The organism is Nocardioides sp. (genome assembly GCF_047606145.1).
GTDB lineage: Bacteria > Actinomycetota > Actinomycetes > Propionibacteriales > Nocardioidaceae > Nocardioides.
In genome coordinates, this window is sequence record NZ_JASGET010000095.1 from 1 (window position 1) to 24,498 (window position 24,498).

Genomic DNA, 24,498 nt, shown 5'->3' on the forward strand with positions numbered 1-24,498 from the left:
CCTTGCGCTGCGCGGCGTCCGCGGCGTAGGCGCGAGCGGCGGCCCGTCGCGCCGCCCGCCGGTCACGGCGATGCTGTCCGGCCCGGCCGACCAGCACGGTCGAATACAGCTTCTTGTCAGCGTTGTTCGCAGTGGTGTTCTCGGAGCGGGCACTCATCAGCGGCCGGCACCTTCCTCGACAGACTCCGTGGCGGAGTGGTGATCTGCCGGTCAGGTGCACGGCCGCCGCCAACCCGGTCCATGCGCCGGATGGTTCGGCGAGTGTGGGTTGGTGGGTGTGGTTAGAGGCCGCGTCCGAGTGGGAGTGCGGCGGCGGTGAAGGCTTGGGCCTGTTGCCCAACCAACCTTCGGGTTTCGCAGGAGGCTTGGATGGCCGATTGCTCGATCGCGGAGACCGCGGCCTCCAACTCGTCGACGGTGGGTGCGGAGGCGGCGATCAGGCCGGCGTAGTGCAGCACGCCGTGGCCGGCGATGAGGTCGGCTTCTTGTTGGAGCACGTCGCGGTACTCCGCGGTCTGCTCGGCGTCCTCGATCTGCCCGACCTTGGCGCGTTGGGCGGCGTCGGACAGGTAGCCGGTCTTCTTTCGCCTGATGTCGCGGGCGGCCTGGTCGGCGCGGACCGGGTCGTAGAGCAGCGTGAACGCCCGCCGCATCCCCGAGGACAACAAGATGGGTGCCAGAAAGCCTGGATAGACCTGCGAGCGCGGCCATTCACTGACCCACAGCACCGCGTGGAAGGCGGAGTCCGAGCGCAGCCGGTCCCAGGTCTCCTCGACCGCGACCGGGCCGGCGGTGGCCAGGTCGCGGCCCAACTCGCTGCGCTCCAACGTCGCGGCGATGGCGGGGTCGTAGGCCGCGCGGAGCATGACCGCGAGCTGGCCCGGCGTGTACCAGTCGCTCGGCGTCAGGTCCGCCGCGCGCAGGGCGCTGGTCAGGGTGCGCATCTCCGCCCGCAGCACCGCGGCCGTGCCGCGCATCCCGTGCCCGGCCGAGCGGATCGCCCGCGCGGCGGCCTTCATGTCCAACGACAACGACAGGGTGGTGACGTGGCGTTCGGCGGTCGGCCCGGCCCGCTCGATCAGCTCGCGGTAGGTCGTGGCGACCCGGGAGCCGTCATCGGTGCCGTGGGCGGCCCACCACTGTTCCAGCCCGGTGCCCGAGTCGGGCACGGTGCGTTCGAGCATTTGCAGACTGGCGATACGCCCGGACCGGCACACGGTCGCCAGCACTCGCCCCCAGGAGGTGACGCGGCGTTGCTGCTCGTCGGGGTCCAAGAGGATGAAGCTCGGATGCGTCACCTCGACCAGCGCGGTCAAGGTGTTGTGGTGGGGGTCGTGGACCATGACCGCCCCGGTGTCCGGGTCGAGGTACTGGCGCAGCGCCGCCGCGTCACCCGGTAGCGCGAGGGTGCCGGCCGGGCGGGGCTTGGTGACCCGCCACCGATACACCGTCTGCCCCAAGGCGACCCGCAGCGCCCAATGCCCGGCCAGCGGTATCCACTCGATCGCCTTGCGGCCACCGATCGGAACCCAGACCAGCAGCGCGCACACTCCGCACACCGGCCCGGCCAGCAACAGCCCCTTGCCGCCGGCGGTGTAGAGCGCACCGACCAATGCCGCGGCACCGAGGCCGAGCACGATCACCTGCGACAACGACAATCCCAGCAACAGACCGCGGCGGGTCAGCCGGGAGAACTTGACCGGCGCCAGGCCCCGGTCAGGGTTCTCGCCGGCCATCAGAGGTCTCCCTCAGACGAGGACCGGCCCGGCTGCGGCGGCGAAACGGGTGGCGTCCCAGCCGGAGTCGTAGACGGTGGTGGCGTCGCGGGCGGAGTCGCCGGTGCGGGCGGCGGGGCCGGTTGCTCACTCGGTGTCGCCGGTGCGGCAGGTGTCGGGGACGAGGGCGGGATCGGGACTGACCCCGACCGACTCGACCCGCCCGGCCCACCACCCGTGGTTCCCGATGAACCCTGCGAGCCCTGGGAGTCCTGGCCGGCGGCCTGTTGTCCGGCATCGGCGTGGCCCATGGCAGCATCGGCGACGGCGTGCCCGGTCGCCGGGCCGGCCTTCGCCGCGGCGGTGACCGCTTGGGCGCCTGCGACCGCAGCCAGCCCGACCGGGCCGCCTGCAGCACCGGCCGCCTCCCCGGCACCGGCCTCGGAGGCGGCGCCCGTGCCGGCCCCGGCACCAGCCCCGGTCTCGCCGCCACCACCGAGAGGGCTGCCACCAGGCTTCGGCTTGCCACCACCACCTCCGCCGCCGGCGCTGTCAGCCGAACCGCCGCCGCTGCTGTTGTCGGAGCCGCCGCCGAGAACCTTGCGAGCACCGGAGAGGCTGGGCATCGCGGGGATCGGGATGGGCCGGTTCATCGCTTGCTTGGCCTCGGACTCCGCGCTCATGGCGTGGTGGAGGTCGAAGCCCACAAAGGAGATGAACTTATAGGCCATGTAGGGCGCGAACGCCGCGACGAACATGAGCACGATTCCGGCGACCGGGTTGGAGATCGAGGACAGGTCCAGGTTCAGCGGGGCGTTCATCTGGTTGATCGCGACCAGGAAGATCACGACCACGACGAACTTGGAGACGATCAGCGCGACCACGAAGGAGGCCCACTTGGAGAACCAGCCGCGGGCGTGGTCCCACGACTGCCCCGACAAGGCCATCGGCGCCAGGACGACCGCGACGAGAAGAAGTGCCTTGCGGATCAGCAGGGAGAACCAGACGATCGCGGCGCCGGTGATCGCCAGGCAGCCGAGGAAGATGATGATGACCGCGCCCGCGCCCGGAGCGGTCAGCGTGATGCCGGCCAGGCCGGCGGCGAGGGCGGCAATCTTGCCGCCCATCTCGTCCAGGGTGGTGCCGGTGGCCTGGATGATCCCCACGCACAGCTCGTCCACGATCGTCAACGCCAGCCCGGTCAGGGTGATGACGACGAACGAACCGAGGACGGATTTCGCCAGCCCAATCCCGGCTCTATGCAGCGCGCCGGGATCGCGGCGTATCAGGCCGGTAATCAGCTGGAGGAAGAAGAACAGCAGCATCAAGAAGATCGCGACGCCGAACAGAACGTCGTATACCTTCACGTAGTTGGAGCTGGTGACATCGACCAACGTGGTCGAGTCGAAGATTTGCCAGACGCCTTTGAACATCCACTCCGCGGCGTTGCCGACGCCCTGGGCGATCCAATCGAACGGCGCGGAGACCACGGTCGCCGCGGCCTTGCCGGCGACATGGCAGACGGTAGAGATAACAGGAACATCGCAGACACCCATCGCCAGGCCGCCCTCAGATGCCCTGGCCGACGTGCCAGAAGAAGTTGATGAACGCCACCGCTGCGCCGGTGATGACCGCGGCACCGCAGGCGATCATCACCCCGGTCTTGCCCCGGGTCGCCAGGTGCGGGTTGGCCGAATGGGAGCCGAAGGCCCACACCACCGCGGCCACGATCAGCGCCAACACCGACAGGATCAGGCCCACGGTCATGACCGCGCCGACGATCGTGCGCAGAGCGGCGATGCCAGGCAGGCCGTTGTCGTTGGGGTTGATGTTGACATCGGCCAGCACCCCTGACGTGGCGCGGCCCACGACACCGGTCAGGCCGGTCGTGACGGAAGAAAGGACAGAAAGCATCGGTGGCGCTCCTCGCAGAGTGGACGGACCCACACACCCGCGCCGCCAATGAGCGGACGGTGATGGCGGGATTCGTCCGACAGGTGCGCCCGCGATGCCCGAGCTGCGCCAGGTGAAGCACCCCAGGGCAGTCGAGTCAGAGCCGGGTCAAGGCCGGGTCAGAGAGTCGGGCCGATACCGAGCAGGAAGTTCAGCCAGGCGATCGCGGCCCCGTCCAGGGCGGCGGCACCGACAGCGACCAACAACCCGGTGCGGGCCTTCACCGCGGCGCCGTAGCTGCCGTGCGAGGACGCCACCGCCCAGGTCGCGGCGCACACGATCATCATCAGCACGGCGACGATCAGCACGATCGTCATCAGTGCGCCGATCACGGTCTTGAGCTGGCCGGCACCGCCGACACCGTTGAGGTTCGGGTACACGTCCGCAGCAATGAAAGGGGCAGTCAGCGAGTGAAGTGCAATCGAGGTGGTCACGACACTCAGGTGCGCCGAGCCGGCCGCTCCACAGGCTGGCTGCATAGTGGCTGGCCGAGGCGACGGACGGTGGTCATCTCGTCGCTGAACTCGGACAGGGTGCCGTAGCGGACGTCCTCCCCAGTCTGCACGCTTGCGCGATCTTGTTGCCGCCCAGGTAGATCACGAGGCGTAGAAGATCAACCTCCGCGGGCGAGCAAACGTCACTGCGTCTGCTTGAGCCGTGTGGAGCGGTCCCAACGCGAGGTTGCGGTGAGTGGGTTACTTGGTGTCGGTGACGCTCAGGTAGCGGCGAAGCGCGGAGCGGTGCTCTTGGAGGCAGGCGATCCGGGCGTCAAGTCCGTCGAGTTCGGATCGTAGTGCGGCGATCAGTTCCGAGCAGGGGGTGAGCGTCGGGGCCGTCCCTTGGGCGCAGGGGAGGAGGTCGCGGATGACGTTGGTCGGGAGCCCGGCGGCGAGCAGTCCGCGGATTTGGCTGACGGTAATTGTTGCGTCGGGCTGGTAGTAGCGGTAGCCGTTCTTGCCGCGTTCTGCGGTGAGAAGTCCCTGTTGCTCGTAGTAGCGCAACATCCGGTGGCTGACGCCGGTGGCCTTGGCCAGCTCACCGATCTTCACGGGCACCTGTCCTTTGGGCTTGACCTTGACATCAATGTGAGACTTTAGCATCGCGATCCATGACTACCGACTCGTCTCGCTATGACCCGCTCCCGGCCGTGACCGCCGGGTCAGGGCCAGGGCTCATGCTCATCCACGGCGCCGGCGGCACGCCACAGCTCAACTTCCCGTTCCTGGATGTACTGGCGGGCGACCGGCACGTGGTGGCGCCCTACCTTCCGGGCACCGGGCCGGCACCGCACGAGAGCCCGCTCGATGCCGACGTGCTGGCCGACCGGCTCTCCGCGAGCGCCGACGCCCATCAACTCGATACCTTCGCCGTGCTCGGCTACTCGCTGGGCTCGGCATTGGCGGTCCGGCTCGCGGCGCGCCATCCCGGCCGGGTCCGGTCACTGATCTTGACCGCAGGGTTCGCCCACGCCCGCCGGTCGCTGCGGGCTACGGCCGCCGTGTGGCTCGCGTTGCTGGGCGGCGACCCGGAGATCCTGGCCCACTTCCTAGCCAGCGTCGGATTCGCCGAGCAGCATCTCTCCGGCCTGTCCGAAGCGGACTACCAGACGCTGATCACCACACTGTCCGCCGCACCGCAGCCCGCCGGTACGCCGGCGCAGGTCGATCTGGCCACACGCATCGACGTGCGTGGTGACTTGGACCGGATCACGGCCCCAACCCTGGTGATTGCGACAGGCGCAGACCAGCTCGTCGCGCCAGCACACTCCCGCGACCTCGCCACTCTGATGCCCAACGCCCGTGAGGTCACTATCGACGCCGGACATCTGATCGCAGACGAACAACCCGACGCCTGGCTGCACGCCGTCACCACGTTTCTTCAGTCAGTCGAGCCCGCCATCCGATGAACGGCGTGGTTCTCCCCAACGAGTCGCACAGGCCGATCCCCGCCACATCGTGGACCCGGCCCGCCCGGCAAGCAGGTCGGCTTTGACAGCGTGGCTGCCCGACCACCTGCTCCCGCTCAAGCACCACGGGATCTACGCCAGATACGGGCCGAGGGGTGCTTGCACGATCCTATTGCCGCCCAGGTAGATCACGACGTGGTGCGGCCGATGTGGGCGGGTCGGGCGGTGGCGTGCAGGGCTCCAGCTCGGAGGGTAGTGGAGTCGATGGTGGCAGTGCTGGCACCATCGGGGAGGTTGAGGTAGGCGCAGACGGCGCCGATCGTGTCGGCCAGCGACATGATCGCCCCGCCGTGCAGGATGCCTGCGGCGGTGCAGCGCTCGGGTGCCCAGGCGAGGCTGCCGGTGACCTGTGCCGGGTGGCCTGGTGCAGTTGGATGCCGAGCATGGTGGCGTAGGGCATCATCGCCAGCAACTCGTCTGGACCGGGCGCGGCCTCAGCAGGGTCGGTCATGGCTTGGTCTGCTTTCGGGTGGCCCTCTTGGCGGCGGGTCGGCGGGCGCGGCCGGAGGTCGGTTCGGGGTCGCCGAGGGCGCGGTGCACCAGTTGCAGGGCGTCGGCGGTGAGGTCGTCGGTGTCGATCGGGTCACCGTCGCTGATGCGGTCATCGAGCAGCCCGTCGATGCCGTGGTAGGCGATGCGGAACGCGACAGTCGGGTGACGTGCCTGGAAGGCGCCCGCGGCGGCGCCTTCGTTGATGTAGCCGCAGATGAGGTCGATGACGCGGTGGTTGGCCTGCTTGCAGATGTCCAGAGCAGCGGCGTTGGCCTGCCCGTAGACGATGCGGTGCAGGTCGGCGTTCTCGACCGCGTGTGCGATCAGCGTGGTCATGATCTGATCGAGCGTCGCCCACCACTCACCGGACTGTTCGGCCCGGTCCTGTAGGGCCTGTTGGGTGATCCGCACGATCGCATCGACGTAGCGCTCCCACAGCGCGCCGAGCACGTGGTCCTTGGACTCGAACTGGCGGTAGAAGGTGCCCTTGCCGATCTGCGCGGCGGCGGCGAGGTCGTCGATTGTGGCCTCGGCGAAGCCGATCGTGGCGAACACCTGGCGGGCGGCGGCGAGGATGTCGGCACGGCGGTCCTCCGGGCTTTTGACGACCCGCCGACGACGCGCCGGGGCCCCGGATGGGGTCGGGGTGGAGTCCATCGCGCTGCCCTCCTTGCAGATCGCTCATTGGGCTTCTGGCGATCGTATCGCGTACATTGACGGACCGTCCGTCCTATAGTGGACGGACGGTCCGTCCGACATGTTGAGTGAGGCACAAGCGAGCACGATGACATCTACAAGCGCTACGCACGACGGCATGGCGGGGCGGCCTGCCTGGCGGTTCTGGGCGGTCGGCTACAGCCTGCTGGTGCTGCTGACCGGGACGAACCTCGCGACCCCGCTGTACGGGACCTATCAACGGCTGTTCGGGTTCTCCGCGGTGATCGTCACGGTGATCTTCGCCGCTACGTCGCCGCTCTGATCCCGTCGCTGCTGATCGCCGGGCCGCTGTCGGACGCGATCGGGCGACGCGCGGTGCTCGCCCCGGCCGTGATCGTCGCCGCCGCCGGTGCCGGGGTGTTCGCGTTGGCCGACTCGACCGCCTGGTTGTTCGCGGGCCGGGTGATCCAGGGTCTCGCGGTCGGTGCCGCGTCGGGAGCGTTGACCGCGGCGCTGACCGAGACCGAGCCCCGCGGCGATCATCGCCGGGCGTCGCTGTTGGCGACCGCCGCGTCGGTCGGCGGGCTCGGGGTCGGGCCGCTGCTGGCGGGCATCCTGGCGCAGTACGGTCCGGCGCCCAGGCGATTGCCGTTCCTGGTCGAGATCGCCGCGCTGATCCCGGCCATCCTGGTGATGGCGACCCTGCCCGAGCAGACGGCTCGGACGCGGTGGCGGCCCCGCCGCCCGCAGATCCCGGAGACCGCCCGCCGCGTGTTCCTCATCGGCGGCTCCGCGAACTTCCTGGCGTTCGCGGTGATCGGCCTGTTCCTCGCGCTGATCCCCACGTACGTCGCCAGCCTCGCCCACAGCACCAACCTCGTACTCGGCGGCGGCGCGGTCGCGGTGATGATCGCCTGCTCGGTTATCGCACAGATCACCGCCCACGGCCGACGATCCTCCACAGTCCAGACGATCGGGCTTTGCCTGCTCGCCGCCGGATTGATCCTGCTCGCGGTCGCCGGTGCCGTGTCCTCGCTCGCGCTGTTGCTGATCGCGACCGCGATCGCCGGGGTCGGACAGGGGCTCGTGTTCCTGGCCGGGATCACCGAGGTCACCGCCGCCGCACCACCCGAGCGTCGCGCCGACGTGCTGTCCAGCTTCTACGTGATCGTCTACCTCGGCGTCGGACTGCCCGTGGTCGGCGTCGGATTCCTCGCCGCCGCGATCGGGCTACTGCACTCGGTGCAGTACTTCGCCCTCGCCGTCGCCGCCCTCTGCCTCGCGCTCACCGCCACCCACGCCCACCGGAACCGACGATCCAGCCCGCTCGCACACGATCGCTAGGCAACACAGCCCACCGAAGCGCCCGAACAGGAAGGAGCGTCCCGGTGAACACCACCAACCTCGCCGTCGCCTACCAGCGGTTGATCGCCGCCGCGCAAGCGATCAACGACGGCTCACCGCTCGATGCCGGTGGATAGGTACCGAGGAACGATCGCGCAGTCCCAATTCCCCGTATGCCCGGTAGCGGTTGACCCACTGGCTGGCGCGGGCCCGGGAGATGCCCATCTCCGCGGCGACGTGCGCGACCGGCCGGGTACGGCATCGCTCAACGAGCCTGCGCCGTCCTTCGATCGAGAGCGGAGCGTTGCGATGGGTCACTGGTCGCTCCTTCTCGCTCGGGGCTGGCGATCCGAGCGAGTGCGGCCTCGGGCAGCGGCGGACGGCCAGGTGTGTTCACCATGTCGCTCTATCGTCGGATGGTTCACGCGGAGGGCTCCGCCGTCTTGCGGGAGTCCAGCCAGCTCAGGACAGCCTGCGAGGCTTCGCTGGGCGGGAAGATCGGATAGAACACGTGCTCAATCACTGAAGCGCGAACGAGCAGAGCGCACCGACGAAATAGCGTCATGCCCGCCGCGCTGAAGGTTGGCAGCCCAGGGTCGCTGGCGAGCTCCAGGCGCTCATCGGCCAGCAACGGGTACGGCAGTCGTAGGGCGTCTGCGAGCGCGGACTGGTATTCCATCGGTTGGCTTGACAAGCCGAAGACTCGATCGACACCGCGCTGCACCAACTCGGCGTAGTGGTTGCGCATGTCGCAGTTGTGCGCGCTGCATCCGCGAGCACCCGGGATGCTGTCCCAACCGTCGGGCATGTCCTGCCCAGGAGCCCCCGTCATTGGGAACACATAGAGCAACACGAACCCGGCACACGCGTTCCTGAGGTCGGTCAGGGTGCCGTCTGTAGACGGAAGGTCGAGCGCAGGCAGCTCCCGGCCTACGAGGTGGTCCGCGGCACCGTCGTCCATAGGCCGCGGGAGCTCGCGCGGGAGGGCTAGGTTCGGGTTGGCGGCATCGACCGGGCGCATCGCCTCGATCATTCGCTCGCTCGCGGTGGTCAGGTTGGCAACCAGACCGTCCCTGCGTCGCTGTAGCTCGCGCATGGTGTCATCGACCATGTCGATCACGCGTCGATACTCACTCAGCGTCGCGGGGCACGCGTCGGCATACTTGCTCCCGCCGTTGAGGCAGTCGACAAAGGGCCGCATCGCCTCCAGTGGAACCCCCAGGCGATTGAGACTGCGTATCTCCCGCACCAGCTTGACCTGGTGGTCGTCGTACACCCGATAGCCGTTCGCGGTCCGTTTCGGGACCACGAGACCCAGGGCTTCATAGCCGAGGATCGCCTTGCGGGTTGCACCCGTCTCGGCTGTGAGTGCACCGATTCGATATCCCTCGTCGCTCATGTCTGGACGCTAAACCCGTCCCTCGAGGGACAGGTCAATCCGTCACGCGCGGGCAAGCGGCGTCAACAACCTGTTGGCCAGCAACCGCCGTGAAGTCGCAATGACACTGCACGCCGTCGACCGGCGCGCCGTGGAGTGCTTCCGAACTGCGTCTCTGCTGTGGGCTGGCGGAGAGGTCCAGTCGCTCAGTTTAGGAGGTGAGCGGGTGGTTGGCCTTTGAGGTAGTGGTGTAGGGCCTCGCCGAGCCGGTGGCTGGCGGCTCGGAAGTAGTCGCTGGTCAGCGCCGCGGTGTGTGCCGTGGCAAGGACGCCGGGATGAGTGAGCAGAGGCCCGTCATGGGGGTACGGTTCTTGCGGGTAGACGTCGAGGCCGAGGCCGCCGAGGCGGCCTTCGGTGAGGTGTTCGAGAGCCGAGTCGCTGTCGAGCACGGCACCGCGGCCGACGTTAATGAGCAGGGCGCCGGGTTCGAGTCCGGTGATGATCTGGCGGTCGACGATCGGTGGGCTGCCGCGTTGGTGGCTGGCGATAATTACGCTCTGCGCGTCGGCGATTGCTTGGCGGGTCTGGCTGGCGGGATAGATCGCGTGAAACGGCGCGGGGTGCTCCGGTGGGTTGCGTCTCGTGCCGATGACGGTCATGTCGAATGCGGTGAGGGACGCAGCACCAACTGCGGCAGCGAGCCAGAGCACGGCGAGGAGCTGAGGATGACGGCATCGCTCTTGTTGGAGACTCGGGCAACTCAACTCTTGTAGCCCCACCAGTAGGGAACGCCTGAGATGCCTGGCCTGACGGGAGCATGCGCTGCCGCAAGGGGCATCACTCCTTGGCGGCGGAAATCATGCTTGGAGCACGATCTTTCCGGTGACATGGCCGGTCTCGCCGAGCTGGTGCGCACGGCGCACTTCCTCGATGTCAAAGAGTTCGACCGTCGTCGCAATGACCGGCTTCAGTCGTTCTTCGGCGATGAGCAGGGCGAGTTCATTCATCCCGTGATGGTCGTGTTCCACGAGCATCAGGCGGTGGGATGCTCCCGCCGCCCGCGCCGTCTCGCCGATCGGGGTAGTGGTGTTCAGGGCGAGTGAGACGATCACTCCGCCGTGCGTGAGGGTGGGAAGCGACCGTGCGGCGGTGTCGCCACCGACCGAGTCGAGCACGACGTCTACATCGGCTACGGCGTCACTGACGTTAGTAGTCTGGTAGTCGATCATCTCGTCCGCGCCGAGCGATCGCAGTAGCTCGTGCTTCGGGCCAGTTGCGGTGCCGATCACGTAGGCTCCACGAGCCTTAGCGATCTGTACGGCGAGGTGGCCAACGCCTCCGGCGGCGCCATGCACGAGCACCCTCTGGCCAGCCTCGAGTCCGGCGGTGTCAATGAGAGCCTGCCAAGCGGTCAGTCCGGCAAGCGGAACCGCGCCGAGCAGCGACAGGTCGACTCCCTCGGGCGCGGCGGTGAGCGCGCGTGCCGGGGCGATCACGTATTCCGCAGCCGCCCCGTGCCCGTAGGGGTAGGGCAGCATTCCGAATACCGGATCGCCTACGTCGTGGAGGGTCACGCCTAGACCGACTTCCTCGATGACCCCGGCGACATCCCAGCCGAGCACGCGCGAGCCGTCGCCGAGGAACCCCGGGACCCGGCGATGCACCCAGTCGGTCGGATTGAGGCAGGTGGATACGACGCGCACGAGGACTTCCGACGGGCCCGGTGCGGGCCGGGGAATGGTGGCGACGTGGAGCACGTCGGCTCCGCCGAGATGGTCTTGGGAGATGGCGCGCATGGTCTGAGATTGAGGTTGTCGATTCATCGTGGGAACGAGCCTAGGGATGTTGAACGTTTTCCGACCTGGCCCGCAGGCCAACATGTGCCAGGATTGGGCCATGTCGACTCTGGCCGTGGTGCTTGCTGAGGAACGGGCTCACAGTTTCGAGCTGAGCATGGTCCATCGGGTCCTCGGCACTGCGTTGGACCGCCGCGGCAAACCCGCATACGACATACGAACATGCACGCCCAGCGGTGAATCGGTCCGGTCCGACGCGGGGTTCCTGATAGAGCCCGACGGGGATCTGACGATGATCGCCGACGCAAAGATTGTCGTGGTCATTCCGTCGCCGCAGCACACGGCCCTTTCCGCCGCGTCCGGCCCCGGACCACTCGGACCGGCGCTCGCAGCCGTCCCGGCCACGACCCAGGCCATGTCGATCTGCCTGGCTTCGTATGTCCTCGCCGCCGCCGGGCTGCTCGACGGCAGGCGCGCGACGACACACTGGGTATGGACGGACGACTTCGCTCGTACCTTCCCAGCCGTGACCGTCGATCCGGCACCACTGTTTGTCAAGGACAGCAACGTCACGACCTCCGCTGGCGCGGCGGCAGGGATGGACATGCTCTTAGACCTCATCCGCGAGGATCACGGCAGCGAGGCCGCCAACTACGTGGCACGCCGGCTCGTGGTTCCCTCCTGGCGAGAGGGCGGCCAGCAGCAGTACATCCACCGGCCGCTGTCCGACCAGTCGCCGGCAGGAGATCTCTCGACCACGCTGGACTGGGCCGCAGAGCACCTCGACCAACCGCTGGCGCTCGACGACCTCGCCCAGCACGCGTATATGAGCCGCCGCACCTTCACCCGCGTGTTCCGCGCGACGACCGGAACGAGCCCCACCCAGTGGCTACTGACTCGCAGGACGGAACTGGCCAAGCGGCTCCTGGAGACCACCGACGACACCATCGACACGATCGCGCATCGCACCGGCTTCGGCTCTGCAAGCTCCCTCCGCGCGCACATCCGCAACTGCACCGGCGTCTCACCAGCCGCCTACCGGAACTCATTTCGACCACGCGACTGATCTCGCGCATCCCGATGCCGACTGCCCAAGAGCTAAACACTGGCCGATCCCGACGACCCCGCCCGGCTCAACCCCGCCTACGACTCCGGGGATGGCACCCACCGCTCCGATACCGGCGCACAAGCCCTCGCCGCAGCGACGACCTCACCCTCTTCAACCCCGTAGACGGACAAGCCGCGCTGCACGCTCGACTCCCAGCTCACGAACCGACCAGATCGACCGACGCGCTCGCTCTCGACCGAGTTCCGCCATCGGCGACCTGCCCGCCCACTGGCCGATGGGGACAAAGCGCTCAGGGCTCGGTGATGCGCCGTACCGTGGCCGTCTGGCCCGGGAACTCCGACAGTGTGCCGTACCCGACGTCCTGCCCCGTCTCCGGCGCCTGGAGGATCCGGTCGCCGCCGAGGTAGATCACGACGTGGTGGGGTTCGCTGGCGCCGGGGTACGTGTAGAAGATGATGTCGCCGGGTTGCTTGTCCGCCCAGGCGACTGGGGTGCCGTCGTGGATTTGGTCGCCGGTCCAGTGTTGGAGCCGCAGCTTTCCGCCGGAGGCCTGGTACGCGGCGTACATGACCAGTCCTGAGCAGTCGAAGCCGGGACCACGGCCGTCCGAGCCGATGCCGGAAGGGCCGGTGTAGGTCCCGCCGCCCCACACGTAGGGCAGGCCGATCTCCTTCTCCGCCGCGGTGATGAACGCACCCGCGAAGCCCGCCGGCAGGTTCCCCGGCGGATTGCTGCCGCCGCTTCCCGTGAGGCACTGACCATTGCCTCCGGTGAGGATGACGCCGGTGAGGGTGGAGGCGATCTTCTCCGCGACGGGCTGGTAGTTCGCGTACCGGTCGGGATACTCGGAGACCTCGACCGCCTGGGCTGCCGCGCCGAGGGAGAGGTGTTGCCAGTTGGGGATGTCCAGCAGCCCGGCCGGGCTGCCGTGGTTCGGACCGTCCGGTCCGCCGTAGAAGGCACGGGAGGACCAGATCGGGTCCATCAGGTTCGCCACGGACCCCCAGCCGGTCGAGGGACGCATCTGAAACAACCCGAGGCTGTCGTGGTCGGAGCCGTCGCCATCGTGCGGATAGCCGGCCGAGTCCGGATAGGCGGTCACGTTGGACAGCACGCGCAGGCTGGACTCGGTGAGCGCGGCCATGAGCGCGATGACTTGGCCGTTGGCGTCGACGTTCTCGGCGTTGCCGGTCGCCAGGATCGCCGCGGCGCGTTCGAGCTGCGTGTGATTCAGCGTGATCGTCTGCCCGTCCGCAGTGGTCGCGGTCAGGCTTTGCGGGATCGTGCCCGACACGGACAGCGACGGCTCCGACAACCCACTCCCGGCACTACTACTCCCGCCGCTGCTGTCACCGGTGGTGCAGGTGTCGGCCTGGGCGATGGCCGGGTCGAACAGGGCCGCGAGCGCGAGCAGGCCGACTCCGGGGAGCAGGAACACCAGCGCCGCCACGACTATCAGGGCTTTGCGCCACATCGCTATTCACCCGCCCCGGTCACTTGAGCGGGTCGTTGAGTTCGGACAGCCGCAGCGTGTGACAACGGGAGAACGCCGGGGTGCACGCCTCGAACACGGTGAACGACACGGGCTCGCTCGTGGCTGCTTTGTCGCCGTACCAGATGCCGGTGCGGTGCCGGGTGCCGGTGATCGTGACCGCGGTCGTGCCCGGTCGGAGCTGTCCGTGCGCTTGGGCCAGTGCTTCGGGCCAGGTGGAGGGGACGGCGGCGCTGCTGATCGTCAGGTGTTGGGCCACGTCCATCGTGGCGAGTTGGGTCCACTGTTCCGTGGTGGGTTCGTAGCTGGCGACATCGCCGATCAGCCCGGAGGTCTCCTCCCCGGACGGGTCGGCGTCCGCGAGCACCGGGGCCTCGTAGTCGGCGGGCGTGTACCCGGAGGTGGTGTCCCAATCGAACAACGCCGCCGCGACCGCCTTCGCGTACGCGATCGGGTCGTCGGTCTGCGGCAGGGTCGCCGGACCCACCGTGCTGGACGGATTCGCCGGGCCGGGTCCGGTCCCGGTGCCGCCGGCCGGTGACCCGGTACCCGGCGTACTCGACGCATGGCCTGGGCCGCGGACCAGGCCGTAGACACCGACACCGATGGTCGCCAACGCCAGAACGCCGGCGATGACGAGGGCGACGAGTCGGCCTCGTGTCGCGGGCGCGGGAGTGCGGGGAGTTCTCATGCCCGGTAGGTGCGCAGCACGACCACCGGGGGGGTTGGGTGTCAGAGGGCGCGCAGGTGGCCTCGCGCCGACGCCACCTCCACCGAGCCGACATCGCTGTCAGTGCCGGTGCCGGTGGCGGCGCGGGCGGCGCAGAGGTGGTCGGCGAAGGTGCTGGTGCCCTGCGCGGTGTGCAGGAACGACTTGACCTGCTCGTCGGTGAGGGCGGTGGCGAGTTCGTCGATGTCGTAGTGCTCCCACCAGTTCTCGAGCTCGCCCCAGGTCACGACGAACGCCCGCACCGGATACCGCGCCGCCGCATTGCCCTCGGTTGAAGGCGCGTGGTGGTGGTGGGCACGGCGCTTGCCGGTGGTGTGCTGGGTGCGGGCGAGGGCCTGTTCGGCCAGGGCGTCGAGGTCAGCGTCACGCGCGTCGCTCGTTGCCTGGATGGTCTCGCGCAGCGCCTCGTAGATCGGGTTCACCGGTGCGCCGTCCTCGATCCGGGCCAGCTCGGCGGTGACGTGTTGGCGGAGCTGGTCGGGCTGGGTCGGGTCGGCGGCGAGGGCTTGCAGGTGCCCGATCTTCTCCAGCGTGGTGTAGGAGGCGCGGCCGGTGACCATGCGCGCCGCCTGTGCGCGGGCCTCACCCAGCGGGGTTGACGGTCCCGCCAAATTGGCGGGACCGTCCCCGCCTGGCTGATGCTCGACGCTGAACTGGGTGGCGGCCTTGCGCCGGGCGGCGTCTTCGGCCATCACCTGCTTCAACTCCCGGTACAGGCCGGCGGCTTCGAGTTGGGTCAGTGGCTTGTGCAGCATGTTGTCGTCTTGTTCGGCCATGAGCTGCCCGAGCCGGTCGGAGATGCCGGAGCGGACCCACACGTTGACGGTGCGCCACCGCAACTGTTGGATCGCAGCCAACCTGCGTCGCCCGCACACCAGCACCCCGTCCGGGGTGATCGTCGGCGGCTGCAACAACCCTTCCCGGTCGATCGAGACCGCCAATGCGTCCAGGTCGCCCAGGTCGGTGCGGTGCCGGCGCCCGACGATGATCGAGTCCACGGCCCGTTCCAGTTCGATGTGCCCGGCCGGGGTGCTCATGATCGACCTCGGCGGGTTGGAGCGGCTAGCGACACCGCGAGCACCAGGTCGTCATCGCGCAGCAGGATCGGCAAGGTCTCACCGATCAGCAGCCGCAACAGCACCCCTCGGCCGGCGCTGGTCGCGGCGTAGGCCGGGTGCGGGTTGCCGAGCAGGGTCCGCAGCAGCACCGACCACGACCGGGCGGGGACATCGAGCAGAGCGCGGGCGTGCCGGTCGCGGCGTAGCGACTCATAGGCGGTCTGCCGGCTGCCGGCCTTCGCCAACGCCGCGCACACATGCTCGACCCCGGCCCGCGCCGTCTCGGGCGGCCACGCGAGCAGGGTCAGGAACCTGATCGCGTTCTCGACCGCGGTCTGCGCCGAGGTCCGCGGCTCCGCCGACGTAGGCACCAGATCATCGGAGAGCTCGACGTTCTCGGGTTGGTCGGTGATCTGGAAAGCGGGGTGGTAGTCGGTCAGCGGGTTGTCCCGATCGCTGAACCGCTCCGGGTCGTGGAACGCCGAGACGTGCGGACGACGAGCCTGATGCACCGAACAGAGCAGCCCTTGGGCGCGTTCCTCCGCGATACAGGTGATCCGCACCGCATGGGTGATGACCGCCCACGGATCATCGGCCCGCCGGGCCGCCTTGGTACGCATCACGTCGAACGCCGCCGACGCGGCCTCCCACGGGTCCAAACCGTGCTTACGCGCCAACGCGGCGTACTTCTCCGCCGCGAAGGTCATCAACTGCGCGGCTACCGGATCGTGCTCCCATGCACCCGGACCGGTCCGATGAAGCCGGCGCACCAGCGCCCGCAGGCCCTCGCTGGTCCGGTAGTCCTCCGCCCCGGCCATCGTGCGACCTGAGCCAGCGTCCCGAGCGTCGTGGCCTGGCTGATTGTTGTCGGTCATGGTGTGGGCACCTCCTGGCAGGCAGGTGCACCCGGCGTCCCTTGCGCCGTTGCACTCGATGCCCGGCTGGCCCATGGACCATCACCGTCCCTACCGCATCCCGACCCCGGACCGCGCCGGACCCGACTGCGCCCCACGACGTCCGAACGCGGAAACCGGCGGCAGACGCCGTGCCCGCTCAGTCAGTTGCCTGGTCATCTGCCGCACACCGTCGCGTGCCGCGGTGCGGGTGCGGCGAGCCAGCTCGGTATGCAAGTCGAGCCCGCGCCCAGCCAGCCGCGAGGACTGGCGGGCGATCAGATCGGTCGGCCGCAACCACTCCACGCCCCAGCCCCGCGCCTTTTCCAATGCCGCCTTCGCCTTCCCGTGGGCGAACGTGCCCTCCTGCATCTCCTCTGGCATCTCCTGGCGCTTGTCCTCCTCGACCGACTCCGCGGGTTGACGGCTCGCGGTGGACCTGTCGGTGGTCCGGCGCGGATCGTGGTGGTCGTTCTCGGTGTTCCATGAACGGTTCATGACGTGGTCTCCTCTGCGCTCGACAGCTCCCGGACGCTCGACAACTCCGGGACATCAGACAGATGCGCGTCAGCGAACCACCGTCCAACCGTGCTGGGGTGCACCGCGATCTCGCGGGCGATCTTCTTGTTCGACCACCCCAGGCCACGCAGCTCCACCGCACGTCCTCGACGGTCCAGCACCGACGCGGGAACGGCCGCGGGCTTTTGTGATCCTGTTGCGGGAAGCTCGCCACCAGGCGCGACAAGAGGTGCCGCCTCGGTGACCGGCGGGTCCGCCGACTCGGTGTCGGGCTTCTCGATGGTGGCTGTCCGGGTCAGCACGACCGTCAAGTGCGTGATCGCCAGCAACACGATCGGCGGCACCGCGGCCACACAGGCGGCCAGCCCGCCGGGAACGGTCGCATCCGCCGCGACCACCGCGCGCAGCGCGTTGGCTGTCACCGAAACCAGCGCGCCGCCGACCAGCAACGCCCACGGATACCAGGCCGCCCGCGACCCACCCAGGGCGACGACCGCGACCGTGGCGACCACGATGATCCCGTCCACGATCAACGGCCACGCCCACGCCTCTCTGGGGTCGATGCCTGAGCGGCGCGCCAGGTCGGCCAGGGAGGTGAAGCTGAGCCAGAATGCGCCGGCCGCGATGAACACCGTCCCTGCCACCGCGGTCACCCCGGCCCACCGTCGACCAGTTCCGCCCGGCATCACAACCCCCGCGCGATATCCGCCGTTCGGCACGACGCGGGGGTGCCGCCGGTCCGTGCGGTCGGGTTCGGCGGCCCCGGCGCTGGCGTGGGGCGCACGGTGCGATACGCCGACCGAACGGTGGCATTGATCTCGCGTTCGGCCAGTCCAGCCCGACTCGCAGCAGCCGACAGCGCGTCCAGTGCGTCCGAGGGGCGAATGCCGTTCTCCGCCAATCGACATGCTGCCCAGAACAGGCCCCGGTTCCGTTCTCCCTCGGCCCGGTTCGCGACCCACGCCGCCAGCCGGGACGCATCCGCCTCCCGTTCCGGCCGAGCTGTTCCGCGGGGCGTCGGGGCCGGACGAGGATCCAGGAAGTCCCGCAACCGCTCCGCATCCAGAACTCCAGCGGACTCGACGTTCACGGTCCGCACTCGATAGGCGAGCACTTCGCCGTCACTGACCGTCCGGGACGGAGGCACGACCACGTAGCCGCCGTCGCCGCGGAAGTCCACACCCGCCCGCGCCGCCTGCCAACATGGTTGCGTGACGTCGGGTGTGGCCGGGTAGTAGGCGTGCATCCCACCGGAGGGTGTGTCCACCATGACCTGCCAGCCGACGATCCGGCCCGCGTACTCGGCCCGCTCGAACGCGGCGTACCCGTTCACCGGGCCGTGGACGTCCACGTCGACGACCACCAGCCCCGAGGCAGCGCCGGTCGGTACACCGATGTTCGCCTCCGGCCACCGCCGCCACCACGCCACGGCCCGTTGTGGGTCGGTGGTGGCGTCGTGGAAGCCGTGCTCGGTCGCCGGCTGCTTTCCACCCGGCACGCAAGGGAACACCGGCACCCCGGCGGCAGCGATCATCCCGGCCGCCTCGGGTAGCGACCGGCCCGCCACCTCCCCGAATAGTTGTGCCGGGTTCATCACAGCCCCCTCGCCATCGACGCGAGTGCCCGGTGGGGTTCGACCACCGCGGGTGTTGAAGTCGCCGGTGTCTCGGGTCGCTCGGGTTCAGGACGGTCGCGAGTCAGGCCGGGTGGATCGCCACCGCCCACCTGCACTGTGGGCAAGGCATCGAGGATCGCCACCGCCGCGCTACGGACGCGTTCGCCGGTTGCCTTGACGACCTCGACCGGAGAGGAGTCCTTGACCGTGGACGCCCACCCCGCCACATAAGGGATGGTGTAGTCGCTGGTGTCCATGCCGTGCGCGGCAGCGATCATCAACGCCACCGAGTCGGCCTCCACCTCACCGATCCCGCGATGCTGGCGAGCATCCTGGTTGTCCGGGCCATGCAACCGCACATGCGCGAGTTCGTGGGCCAGGGTCTTCACCTGCGCGGCCGGGTCCATGTTCTCCCGCACCGAGACCGTCCTGGTCTCGAAGTCGGTCATGCCGTTCGCTCCGCCGATCGCTAGCTTGCCCGGCACCCGCACCACCGCGAACCCGGCCGACTCCACCAACCCGGCCAGGCCGTGCCACAACCCTTTCGGCGCATGACCTTTCAGCAACCGCGGCGCAGGACGTTCCGGGACTGGGTCACCGGTCGTCTGAGATACGTCCCACACGTAGGCAGGTTTCGCGCCGACCACGCGGGAGCGCATCGTCTCGCCGGGCTTCGGCTTCTCGAACCGGCCCAACCGTCGCCACGAGCCGGGGTCTTGTGGGGTGGTCGTGGCGAACCTGCCCCGAACCGGGGCGAAGATCATGTACCCGGCTTGGCCCTTGGCCACCTGCCGGCCAAGGGATTGCCATTGCTTGAACCCGGCCACATACGAGGGAACCGGGTCCGAGACACGTCCCTTGGCGTAGGCGTCGAGATGCTGTACCTCGATCAGCAGCGTGTTGTTGAACGACCGTGACCGGAACCGCGCGGCGAACTCCATCGCGCGCTTCCAGTCCTCGCCGGACACCAGCGCCTCGACTTGCCCGGTCAGCCGCTCGTGCAGCGCATCGAGCTTCGCGTCCCGCGCCGCCCGCGCTTCCTCCCTTGTCGCCATCACTCGACCTCCTCCCGGCGGAGCTACCGGCATCTGCCGGTAGCTCTTGCGACCATGAGGTGCGCCAGGAGAATCGGTGAAACGAGACGGACGACGGACTGAGGGCTGCGACCGCCAGGCTCCCGATGAACCCGACGTGTCTCTACCGGACTACCAGCCCGAACCCCGCAGCGGGCGCGCAGAAGACGATGGTGTCCTTATCGACTACAGCAATGTCCCGATCCCGGTCAGCTACTACCCGCGCGCTCGCGGACTCGGGCTCGGTACTGCTGGGGCGTCACGCCGACGCATTGGCGGAACGCCTCCGCCGCACGACTCCGGCTCGCCCACCCGACCGCTATGCCCGCCGCGGCGATGCTCACCTCGCCGTCGCGCAGCAGTCGGGCCATACGTTCGACCCGGAGCATCGTCAGATACGCCAGTGGCGTCTTCCCGTAGGCGTCTACGAACACCCGCGAGAGCTGCTTCTGCGACAGATGTACCTGTGCCGCCGATGCACCGGGAACGTCTTGACGAACGGAACAGGACATCGAGCACGGCGAACAAGAGAGCCTGCATCCGATAGAAGCGCTCCGGCGCGGGGCCACCGAGGCTCAACGCGACCAGTTCGTCCAGCCACGGCATCAGCATCTCGGCGCGGTCCTCGCCCAGACGCACGACCTGCGCGGGCTCGGTTTAGACGGTCTCCGCGAACTGTTGCGCATGAAGTCGGTCGAACAGCACGGCGGCGTACTGCCAGAACACCTGATCGACCACGTAGTCCGGGTCCAGGTAGACCGTCGTGACCGTGAGGTGCCCCTCGGGTTCACCGCCGCAGAGGGTGTTGCCGGCCAGGACCACCATCCAGGGCGACGGGCTGCTGACCGAACTCGCTGAACAAGATCGCTGAGCCGGCCCGGATGAAGACCAACTTCACGCAGTCATGTGCAACGGGGTGGTCGGTAAGTGGTAGACGGACGTTCGGGCCACGATCGGCGCGAACATCCGGGCGGCGCTCTTCGGCCGTCCCGTCTCGCGCGCGACGGACCCCGACATCCCCGGCCCGCCTCACATGCCCACCGCGGGGTGAAGCATTGCGTCTCAGGCTGCGCGCAGCACCTTCGCGACGGCGAGGCGACGGTGAGCACACAATCGTGCCGTCTTTGCGTCCTCCATGGTTCGCGCGCGCTCAGCCGCGCCCGGGCAGCTCGTCGATGTCGAGAGGCGGATCGCGGAGTCACGGGAACTTACGGTGCTGCTGCACCGGGTCAGTGGCCGGGCGCAAGCCGACTTCACGGCGACCGTCCGATCGTTCGGACTCACCATGCACATGGGGCGCACACTGCTGGTGCTGTCTGAACCGACGGCCATGCGGACCATCGCGGACCGGCTCTCGTGCGACCCTCCTACGTGACCGCGTTCGCTGACGACCTAGATGCCGCGGGATTCGCCGAGTGAGTGACGGGCACCGATCGTCGCGTCAAGCTCCTCGCCCTGACCGCAAAAGGGCACGCGGTGCGAAAGGAGCTCGCCGAAGCCGTTGCGCGGGACGCGACACTATTCAAGCTCACGGACTCAGAACGAGTCCCGTTCGTGTCGCACGACCTACGCCCGGTGAGCTGTGCCTGGAAGAACGAAGGCCATCATGACCAGAACCGACCAGGATTCCGTTCTCGGTGCTCGACATCGCACCCGTGACGAGCGGCGCGACCGCGATACTCCGTCGAGCACGCCAGGCACGTCGAGCAACTCGGATACCGGCGTCACTGGTTCGCCGAGCACCACGCCACCAGTAGCATCGTGAGCTCCACGCCGGCGATCCTCGTCGGCCAGGCGGCTGCCGCCACCACGACCCTGCGAGTCGGCGCCGGCGGCATCATGCTGCCGAACCACCGACCCTCGGCGATCGCAGGGCAGTTCGACACCCTGGGCGCAATCTTCCCGGGTCGGATCGATCTCGGGATTGGACGAGCTCTCGCCCCGCGCATTGGAGGCTGCAAAGACGTAGGGCACACGCGATTACCGACTTGGGGTCGGCGCTCGGTAGACCCCGACAACGGCAGCGCCGCCGAGGCCGATGTTGTGCTGTAGCGCGGTCCGGGCGCCCTTGACTTGGCGGTTGCCGGCCTCGCCCCGAAGCTGCCATGTGAGTTCGGCGCATTGCGCGATGCCGGTGGCGCCGAGCGGGTGGCCCTTGGAGATCAGCCCGCCTGAAGGGTTGACCACCACCTTACCGCCGTACGTCGTTGCCTCGTCATCGACGAGGAGGTGCCCTTCACCGTCGGCTGCAAGCCCGAGCGCTTCGTAGGTGATCACCTCGTTGACCGAGAAGCAGTCGTGCAGCTCGATGACGTCGAGGTCGTCGACGCCGACCTGCGCCTCGTCCAGGGCGTGGGTGGCTGCCTGTCGTGTGAGGTCGAACCCGATCAGCTTGATCGAGCTGCGTTCGTCGAAAGTGGAGGGTAGGTCGGTGACCAGTGCCTGCCCGGCCAGCTCAACTGCGCGATCCCAGAGGTCGTGCTCGTCGACGAATCGTTCACTGGCCAGCAGCGCGGCACCGGCACCGTCCGAGGTCGGTGAACACTGGAGTTTGGTCAACGGTGGATGAATCGTCGCCGAGGCCTGGATGTCATCGAGGGTGTATCTGTCGCGGAACTGGGCGTAGGGGTTGTCGACGGAGTGCTGGTGGTTCTTGTGGGCGATCCACGCGAAGTGATGCGGCTGCGAGCCGTAACGCTGCATGTGTTCCAGGCCGGCGTTGCCGAAGATGTGCGGCATCGGAGGCACTCCTTCTGCGGGACGCAGTTGGTGCATCGTTGAGAGCAGCCGATCCATGGGGCTGGCCCGATCTTCCCAGTTCAGGGTCAACGAACCGCGACGCATTCGTTCGAAGCCAACGGCGAGAGCGCAGTCGACCATGCCGCCGCGAATGGCCTGTCGTGCGAGGTACAGCGCGCTGGAGCCGGTCGAGCAGTTGTTGTTGACGTTGATGACGGGGATGCCGGTCATGCCGAGCTCGTAGAGTGCTCGCTGGCCGCTGGTGGAGTCGCCGTAGCAGTAGCCGGCGAAGGCTTGCTCGACGTCGGCGTAACGTATGCGGGCGTCGTGGAGTGCGGCCTCGCCGGCTTCGCGTACCCAGTCCGGGTAGTCGCCTTCCTTGGTCCCGGGCTTGGCGAAGCGGGTCATGCCAACGCCGACGACGAAGGTGCGCTGGCGGTTCGTCGTCATCGAAGCGTTCCGGATCGGCGCGCCTGGTGGCGGGCGATCTCGAGTTTGGCGGCGCCGGCCGGCGTCATGCGTTCCGGATACCAGTCGCTGCTGACGTCGAGTTCGACGACGACGTTGCGCACGCCGGGTACGGCGCGGACGCGTTCCTCGACCGCTCCCATGATTGAACCGATGAGCACGCATGAGGGTGAGGTGGCGCGTAGCACCACTCGGGCCTCGTTATCGGGGCTAACGGTGAGGTCGACTAGTAGCCCGAGCTCGACGATGCTCAGCGGACGCCGGGTGGCGATGCTGCAGGGGTCGTGGATGCCGTCCAGCGTCGCCAGCACGTCGTCCTGCAGCGTGGCGCTCATGCATTCGCCCCGGCCGGCTGATTCGCGGCCAGAGTGGCCCGCCAGTTGGAGTACGGCTCTTGGCGTCCGGTTCGTGCACGCTCACGTGCGAACTCGTCGTCGGCGATCGCTGCCTTGGCTGCGGCGATGTCGAGGCCGATGATGCGCGCATAGTTGCCGCCCAGGATCAGTGCCTTGTCCTCGTGCGTCAGCTCGATCGCGAATTCGTTGAGGCGGTCGAGGCCGAAGAGTGCCTCGATGATCGGCTGCGAGTGGAACACGATCGAGCCGTCGGAGAAGATGATCTTCTCCGGTCCAGCCCAGGTGAGGAACTCGCCGAGCACTCGTTCGAAGTGCAGTGGCGCCTTGATCAGGAGTGACGAGGTCACTTCGAGGTTGGCGTACACGTTGGCGTAGCGGCCGATGGCCATCGCGGTCTCGGTCGCAAATGCGATGCCTGCGTGCACGATCTCGAATGCCATGTCTGGGAATGCATCGGCCGCGCCCTCGATGTCGTCGACTCGGAACGGGTCGACGGGCACGGGGCCTAGCGGTGCCGCCTTGTGGATGGCGATGGTCTTGATCCCGGCCTCGCGCGCCCTCTCGAACAGGGGAAAGGCGAGTGCCGGGTCGTCCATCCGCCAGCTGCGCAGGGGATCTACCTGCGCCGGGTAGAACTTCAGCCCGACAGGATTCGGGATGTCGGCAAGCTGTTCGTCGAACTCGCGCAGGCAGACGTCCAGACCCTTCGTGGGGTCGAGTCCGACGTAGGCGAAGAACCGCTGTGGGTAGCGGGTGACCGCTTCGAGTGTCTTCTCGTGGCGGCACAGGCCGTCCTTGAAGTACGAGTCCAGACGCAGGGTGTGATGGGCGGCGAGGTCGACATCGCTCTCGAGGAATAGTGTTCGCGCCATGGTCTCGACGGTCCAGTCGTGCGACTGCTCGGCCGGGGTCAGGCCGACGCCCGGAGGGTTCCAGCCGTAGTGCAGCCATTGCAGCTGGTCGTAGAGCGGTTTGGCGTACTTGTTGGCCACGAGGTTCTCGGGCGCCATGTTGTAGGCGTGCGCGACCGGGTTGATCACGAAGATGTCGTCAAGCATGAGCGGTCTCCCTATCGAGGATCGCGATCGGCCCGGCAGGTACTTCTCCGGGTTGTGGAACTGGATGCCGAAGCTGCGCCCTAACCACACTGGATAGGACGCTGCCGTCGACGGTGTCCCGGAAGAG

General features: G+C 68.3%; 26 protein-coding genes and 3 pseudogenes. 5 read left to right on the forward strand and 24 right to left on the reverse strand.

The genetic code is table 11. From position 1 onward, the window contains the following. Nucleotides 1–281: 281 nt before the first annotated feature. The 5 genes from QM638_RS11445 to QM638_RS11465 form a co-directional block, all read right to left on the reverse strand. Nucleotides 282–1,736 (reverse strand): SCO6880 family protein, encoded by a 1,455-nt coding sequence (locus tag QM638_RS11445; protein WP_415142100.1) that lies wholly within the window; start codon nt 1,734–1,736, stop codon nt 282–284. Next, nucleotides 1,736–3,271, reverse strand: coding sequence for a conjugal transfer protein TrbL (locus QM638_RS11450; protein ID WP_415142101.1), 1,536 nt, complete (start codon nt 3,269–3,271; stop codon nt 1,736–1,738). Before QM638_RS11450 ends, QM638_RS11445 begins: the two co-directional genes overlap by 1 nt. A gap of 13 nt (nt 3,272–3,284) precedes the next feature. Further along, nucleotides 3,285–3,596, reverse strand: coding sequence for a DUF6112 family protein (locus QM638_RS11455; RefSeq protein WP_415142152.1), 312 nt, complete (start codon nt 3,594–3,596; stop codon nt 3,285–3,287). A gap of 191 nt (nt 3,597–3,787) precedes the next feature. After that, nucleotides 3,788–4,048: a DUF6112 family protein gene (locus QM638_RS11460; RefSeq protein WP_415142102.1), complete on the reverse strand. Its 261-nt coding sequence runs from the start codon at nt 4,046–4,048 to the stop codon at nt 3,788–3,790. Between the two features lie 315 nt (nt 4,049–4,363). Then, nucleotides 4,364–4,717 carry a MerR family transcriptional regulator gene (locus tag QM638_RS11465; protein WP_415142103.1) on the reverse strand — a complete coding sequence of 118 codons (354 nt, stop codon included), beginning with the start codon at nt 4,715–4,717 and terminating at the stop codon, nt 4,364–4,366. Between the two features lie 59 nt (nt 4,718–4,776). Here QM638_RS11465 and QM638_RS11470 point away from each other — a divergent pair, with 59 nt between their 5' ends. Beyond that, on the forward strand, nt 4,777–5,574 hold the full coding sequence (locus QM638_RS11470) for an alpha/beta fold hydrolase (protein ID WP_415142104.1): 798 nt from the start codon (nt 4,777–4,779) through the stop codon (nt 5,572–5,574). 188 nt (nt 5,575–5,762) lie between these two features. Here QM638_RS11470 and QM638_RS11475 read toward each other — a convergent pair. Together QM638_RS11475 and QM638_RS11480 are read right to left on the reverse strand one after the other, a co-directional pair. Then, nucleotides 5,763–5,957: pseudogene (locus QM638_RS11475) on the reverse strand (PaaI family thioesterase); the annotation flags it as partial. A gap of 124 nt (nt 5,958–6,081) precedes the next feature. Next, nucleotides 6,082–6,783 carry a TetR/AcrR family transcriptional regulator gene (locus tag QM638_RS11480; protein WP_415142105.1) on the reverse strand — a complete coding sequence of 234 codons (702 nt, stop codon included), beginning with the start codon at nt 6,781–6,783 and terminating at the stop codon, nt 6,082–6,084. Between the two features lie 157 nt (nt 6,784–6,940). Between QM638_RS11480 and QM638_RS11485 the strand changes: the two genes are divergently transcribed. Then, nucleotides 6,941–7,105, forward strand: coding sequence for a hypothetical protein (locus QM638_RS11485; protein ID WP_415142106.1), 165 nt, complete (start codon nt 6,941–6,943; stop codon nt 7,103–7,105). 14 nt (nt 7,106–7,119) lie between these two features. Next, complete coding sequence (locus QM638_RS11490) at nt 7,120–8,127, forward strand: MFS transporter (RefSeq protein ID WP_415142153.1); 1,008 nt, start codon at nt 7,120–7,122, stop codon at nt 8,125–8,127. A gap of 117 nt (nt 8,128–8,244) precedes the next feature. Here the strand turns inward: QM638_RS11490 and QM638_RS11495 are convergent. The 4 genes and pseudogenes from QM638_RS11495 to QM638_RS11510 form a co-directional block, all read right to left on the reverse strand. Continuing rightward, a pseudogene (locus QM638_RS11495) lies at nt 8,245–8,445 on the reverse strand (helix-turn-helix domain-containing protein); the annotation flags it as partial. Nucleotides 8,446–8,548: 103 nt separating this feature from the next. Beyond that, nucleotides 8,549–9,526, reverse strand: a complete 978-nt coding sequence (locus tag QM638_RS11500; protein WP_415142107.1) for a MerR family transcriptional regulator — start codon at nt 9,524–9,526, stop codon at nt 8,549–8,551. A gap of 185 nt (nt 9,527–9,711) precedes the next feature. Then, nucleotides 9,712–10,284, reverse strand: a complete 573-nt coding sequence (locus QM638_RS11505) for an NAD(P)-dependent oxidoreductase (RefSeq protein ID WP_415142108.1) — start codon at nt 10,282–10,284, stop codon at nt 9,712–9,714. 78 nt (nt 10,285–10,362) lie between these two features. Next, nucleotides 10,363–11,301 carry an NADP-dependent oxidoreductase gene (locus QM638_RS11510; RefSeq protein WP_415142109.1) on the reverse strand — a complete coding sequence of 313 codons (939 nt, stop codon included), beginning with the start codon at nt 11,299–11,301 and terminating at the stop codon, nt 10,363–10,365. Nucleotides 11,302–11,401: 100 nt separating this feature from the next. Here QM638_RS11510 and QM638_RS11515 point away from each other — a divergent pair, with 100 nt between their 5' ends. After that, nucleotides 11,402–12,367 carry a GlxA family transcriptional regulator gene (locus tag QM638_RS11515; protein WP_415142110.1) on the forward strand — a complete coding sequence of 322 codons (966 nt, stop codon included), beginning with the start codon at nt 11,402–11,404 and terminating at the stop codon, nt 12,365–12,367. A gap of 292 nt (nt 12,368–12,659) precedes the next feature. On the opposite strand, the gene QM638_RS11520 is transcribed toward QM638_RS11515, so the two are convergent. The 10 genes from QM638_RS11520 to QM638_RS11565 all read right to left on the reverse strand — a co-directional run bounded on the left by QM638_RS11520 (nt 12,660) and on the right by QM638_RS11565 (nt 20,575). Continuing rightward, nucleotides 12,660–13,820, reverse strand: a complete 1,161-nt coding sequence (locus QM638_RS11520) for a C40 family peptidase (RefSeq protein ID WP_415142111.1) — start codon at nt 13,818–13,820, stop codon at nt 12,660–12,662. Between the two features lie 43 nt (nt 13,821–13,863). Then, entirely contained in the window at nt 13,864–14,553 is a 690-nt protein-coding gene (locus QM638_RS11525; protein WP_415142112.1) for a hypothetical protein, read from the reverse strand. 41 nt (nt 14,554–14,594) lie between these two features. Beyond that, complete coding sequence (locus tag QM638_RS11530; RefSeq protein WP_415142113.1) at nt 14,595–15,629, reverse strand: ParB N-terminal domain-containing protein; 1,035 nt, start codon at nt 15,627–15,629, stop codon at nt 14,595–14,597. Continuing rightward, complete coding sequence (locus QM638_RS11535; RefSeq protein WP_415142114.1) at nt 15,626–16,468, reverse strand: hypothetical protein; 843 nt, start codon at nt 16,466–16,468, stop codon at nt 15,626–15,628. The genes QM638_RS11530 and QM638_RS11535 overlap by 4 nt, the downstream gene beginning before the upstream one ends. Nucleotides 16,469–16,615: 147 nt before the next feature. Next, on the reverse strand, nt 16,616–17,041 hold the full coding sequence (locus QM638_RS11540) for a hypothetical protein (protein ID WP_415142115.1): 426 nt from the start codon (nt 17,039–17,041) through the stop codon (nt 16,616–16,618). Beyond that, entirely contained in the window at nt 17,038–17,715 is a 678-nt protein-coding gene (locus QM638_RS11545; RefSeq protein WP_415142116.1) for a DUF2637 domain-containing protein, read from the reverse strand. The genes QM638_RS11540 and QM638_RS11545 overlap by 4 nt, the downstream gene beginning before the upstream one ends. 32 nt (nt 17,716–17,747) lie before the next feature. Then, nucleotides 17,748–18,656, reverse strand: a complete 909-nt coding sequence (locus QM638_RS11550; RefSeq protein WP_415142117.1) for a bifunctional DNA primase/polymerase — start codon at nt 18,654–18,656, stop codon at nt 17,748–17,750. After that, nucleotides 18,656–19,732, reverse strand: a complete 1,077-nt coding sequence (locus QM638_RS11555; protein ID WP_415142118.1) for an ArdC-like ssDNA-binding domain-containing protein — start codon at nt 19,730–19,732, stop codon at nt 18,656–18,658. The genes QM638_RS11550 and QM638_RS11555 overlap by 1 nt, the downstream gene beginning before the upstream one ends. A 227-nt stretch (nt 19,733–19,959) precedes the next feature. After that, complete coding sequence (locus tag QM638_RS11560) at nt 19,960–20,262, reverse strand: helix-turn-helix domain-containing protein (RefSeq protein ID WP_415142119.1); 303 nt, start codon at nt 20,260–20,262, stop codon at nt 19,960–19,962. A 145-nt stretch (nt 20,263–20,407) separates the two neighbouring features. Further along, nucleotides 20,408–20,575 carry a hypothetical protein gene (locus QM638_RS11565; RefSeq protein WP_415142120.1) on the reverse strand — a complete coding sequence of 56 codons (168 nt, stop codon included), beginning with the start codon at nt 20,573–20,575 and terminating at the stop codon, nt 20,408–20,410. A gap of 855 nt (nt 20,576–21,430) precedes the next feature. On the opposite strand from QM638_RS11565, the pseudogene QM638_RS11570 reads away from it, so the two are divergent. After that, nucleotides 21,431–21,802, forward strand: a pseudogene (locus QM638_RS11570) (LLM class flavin-dependent oxidoreductase); the annotation flags it as partial. On the opposite strand, the gene QM638_RS11575 reads toward QM638_RS11570, so the two are convergent. The 3 genes from QM638_RS11575 to QM638_RS11585 are packed head-to-tail and all read right to left on the reverse strand — an operon-like array spanning nt 21,731 to nt 24,371. Further along, nucleotides 21,731–22,939: a lipid-transfer protein gene (locus tag QM638_RS11575; protein ID WP_415142121.1), complete on the reverse strand. Its 1,209-nt coding sequence runs from the start codon at nt 22,937–22,939 to the stop codon at nt 21,731–21,733. The pseudogene QM638_RS11570 and the gene QM638_RS11575 sit on opposite strands and share 72 nt — an antisense overlap. Beyond that, nucleotides 22,936–23,292 carry a metal-sulfur cluster assembly factor gene (locus tag QM638_RS11580; protein WP_415142122.1) on the reverse strand — a complete coding sequence of 119 codons (357 nt, stop codon included), beginning with the start codon at nt 23,290–23,292 and terminating at the stop codon, nt 22,936–22,938. Before QM638_RS11580 ends, QM638_RS11575 begins: the two co-directional genes overlap by 4 nt. After that, a complete protein-coding gene (locus QM638_RS11585; protein ID WP_415142123.1) occupies nt 23,289–24,371 on the reverse strand; it encodes an amidohydrolase family protein in 1,083 nt (360 codons plus the stop codon). Before QM638_RS11585 ends, QM638_RS11580 begins: the two co-directional genes overlap by 4 nt. Nucleotides 24,372–24,498: the final 127 nt, after the last annotated feature.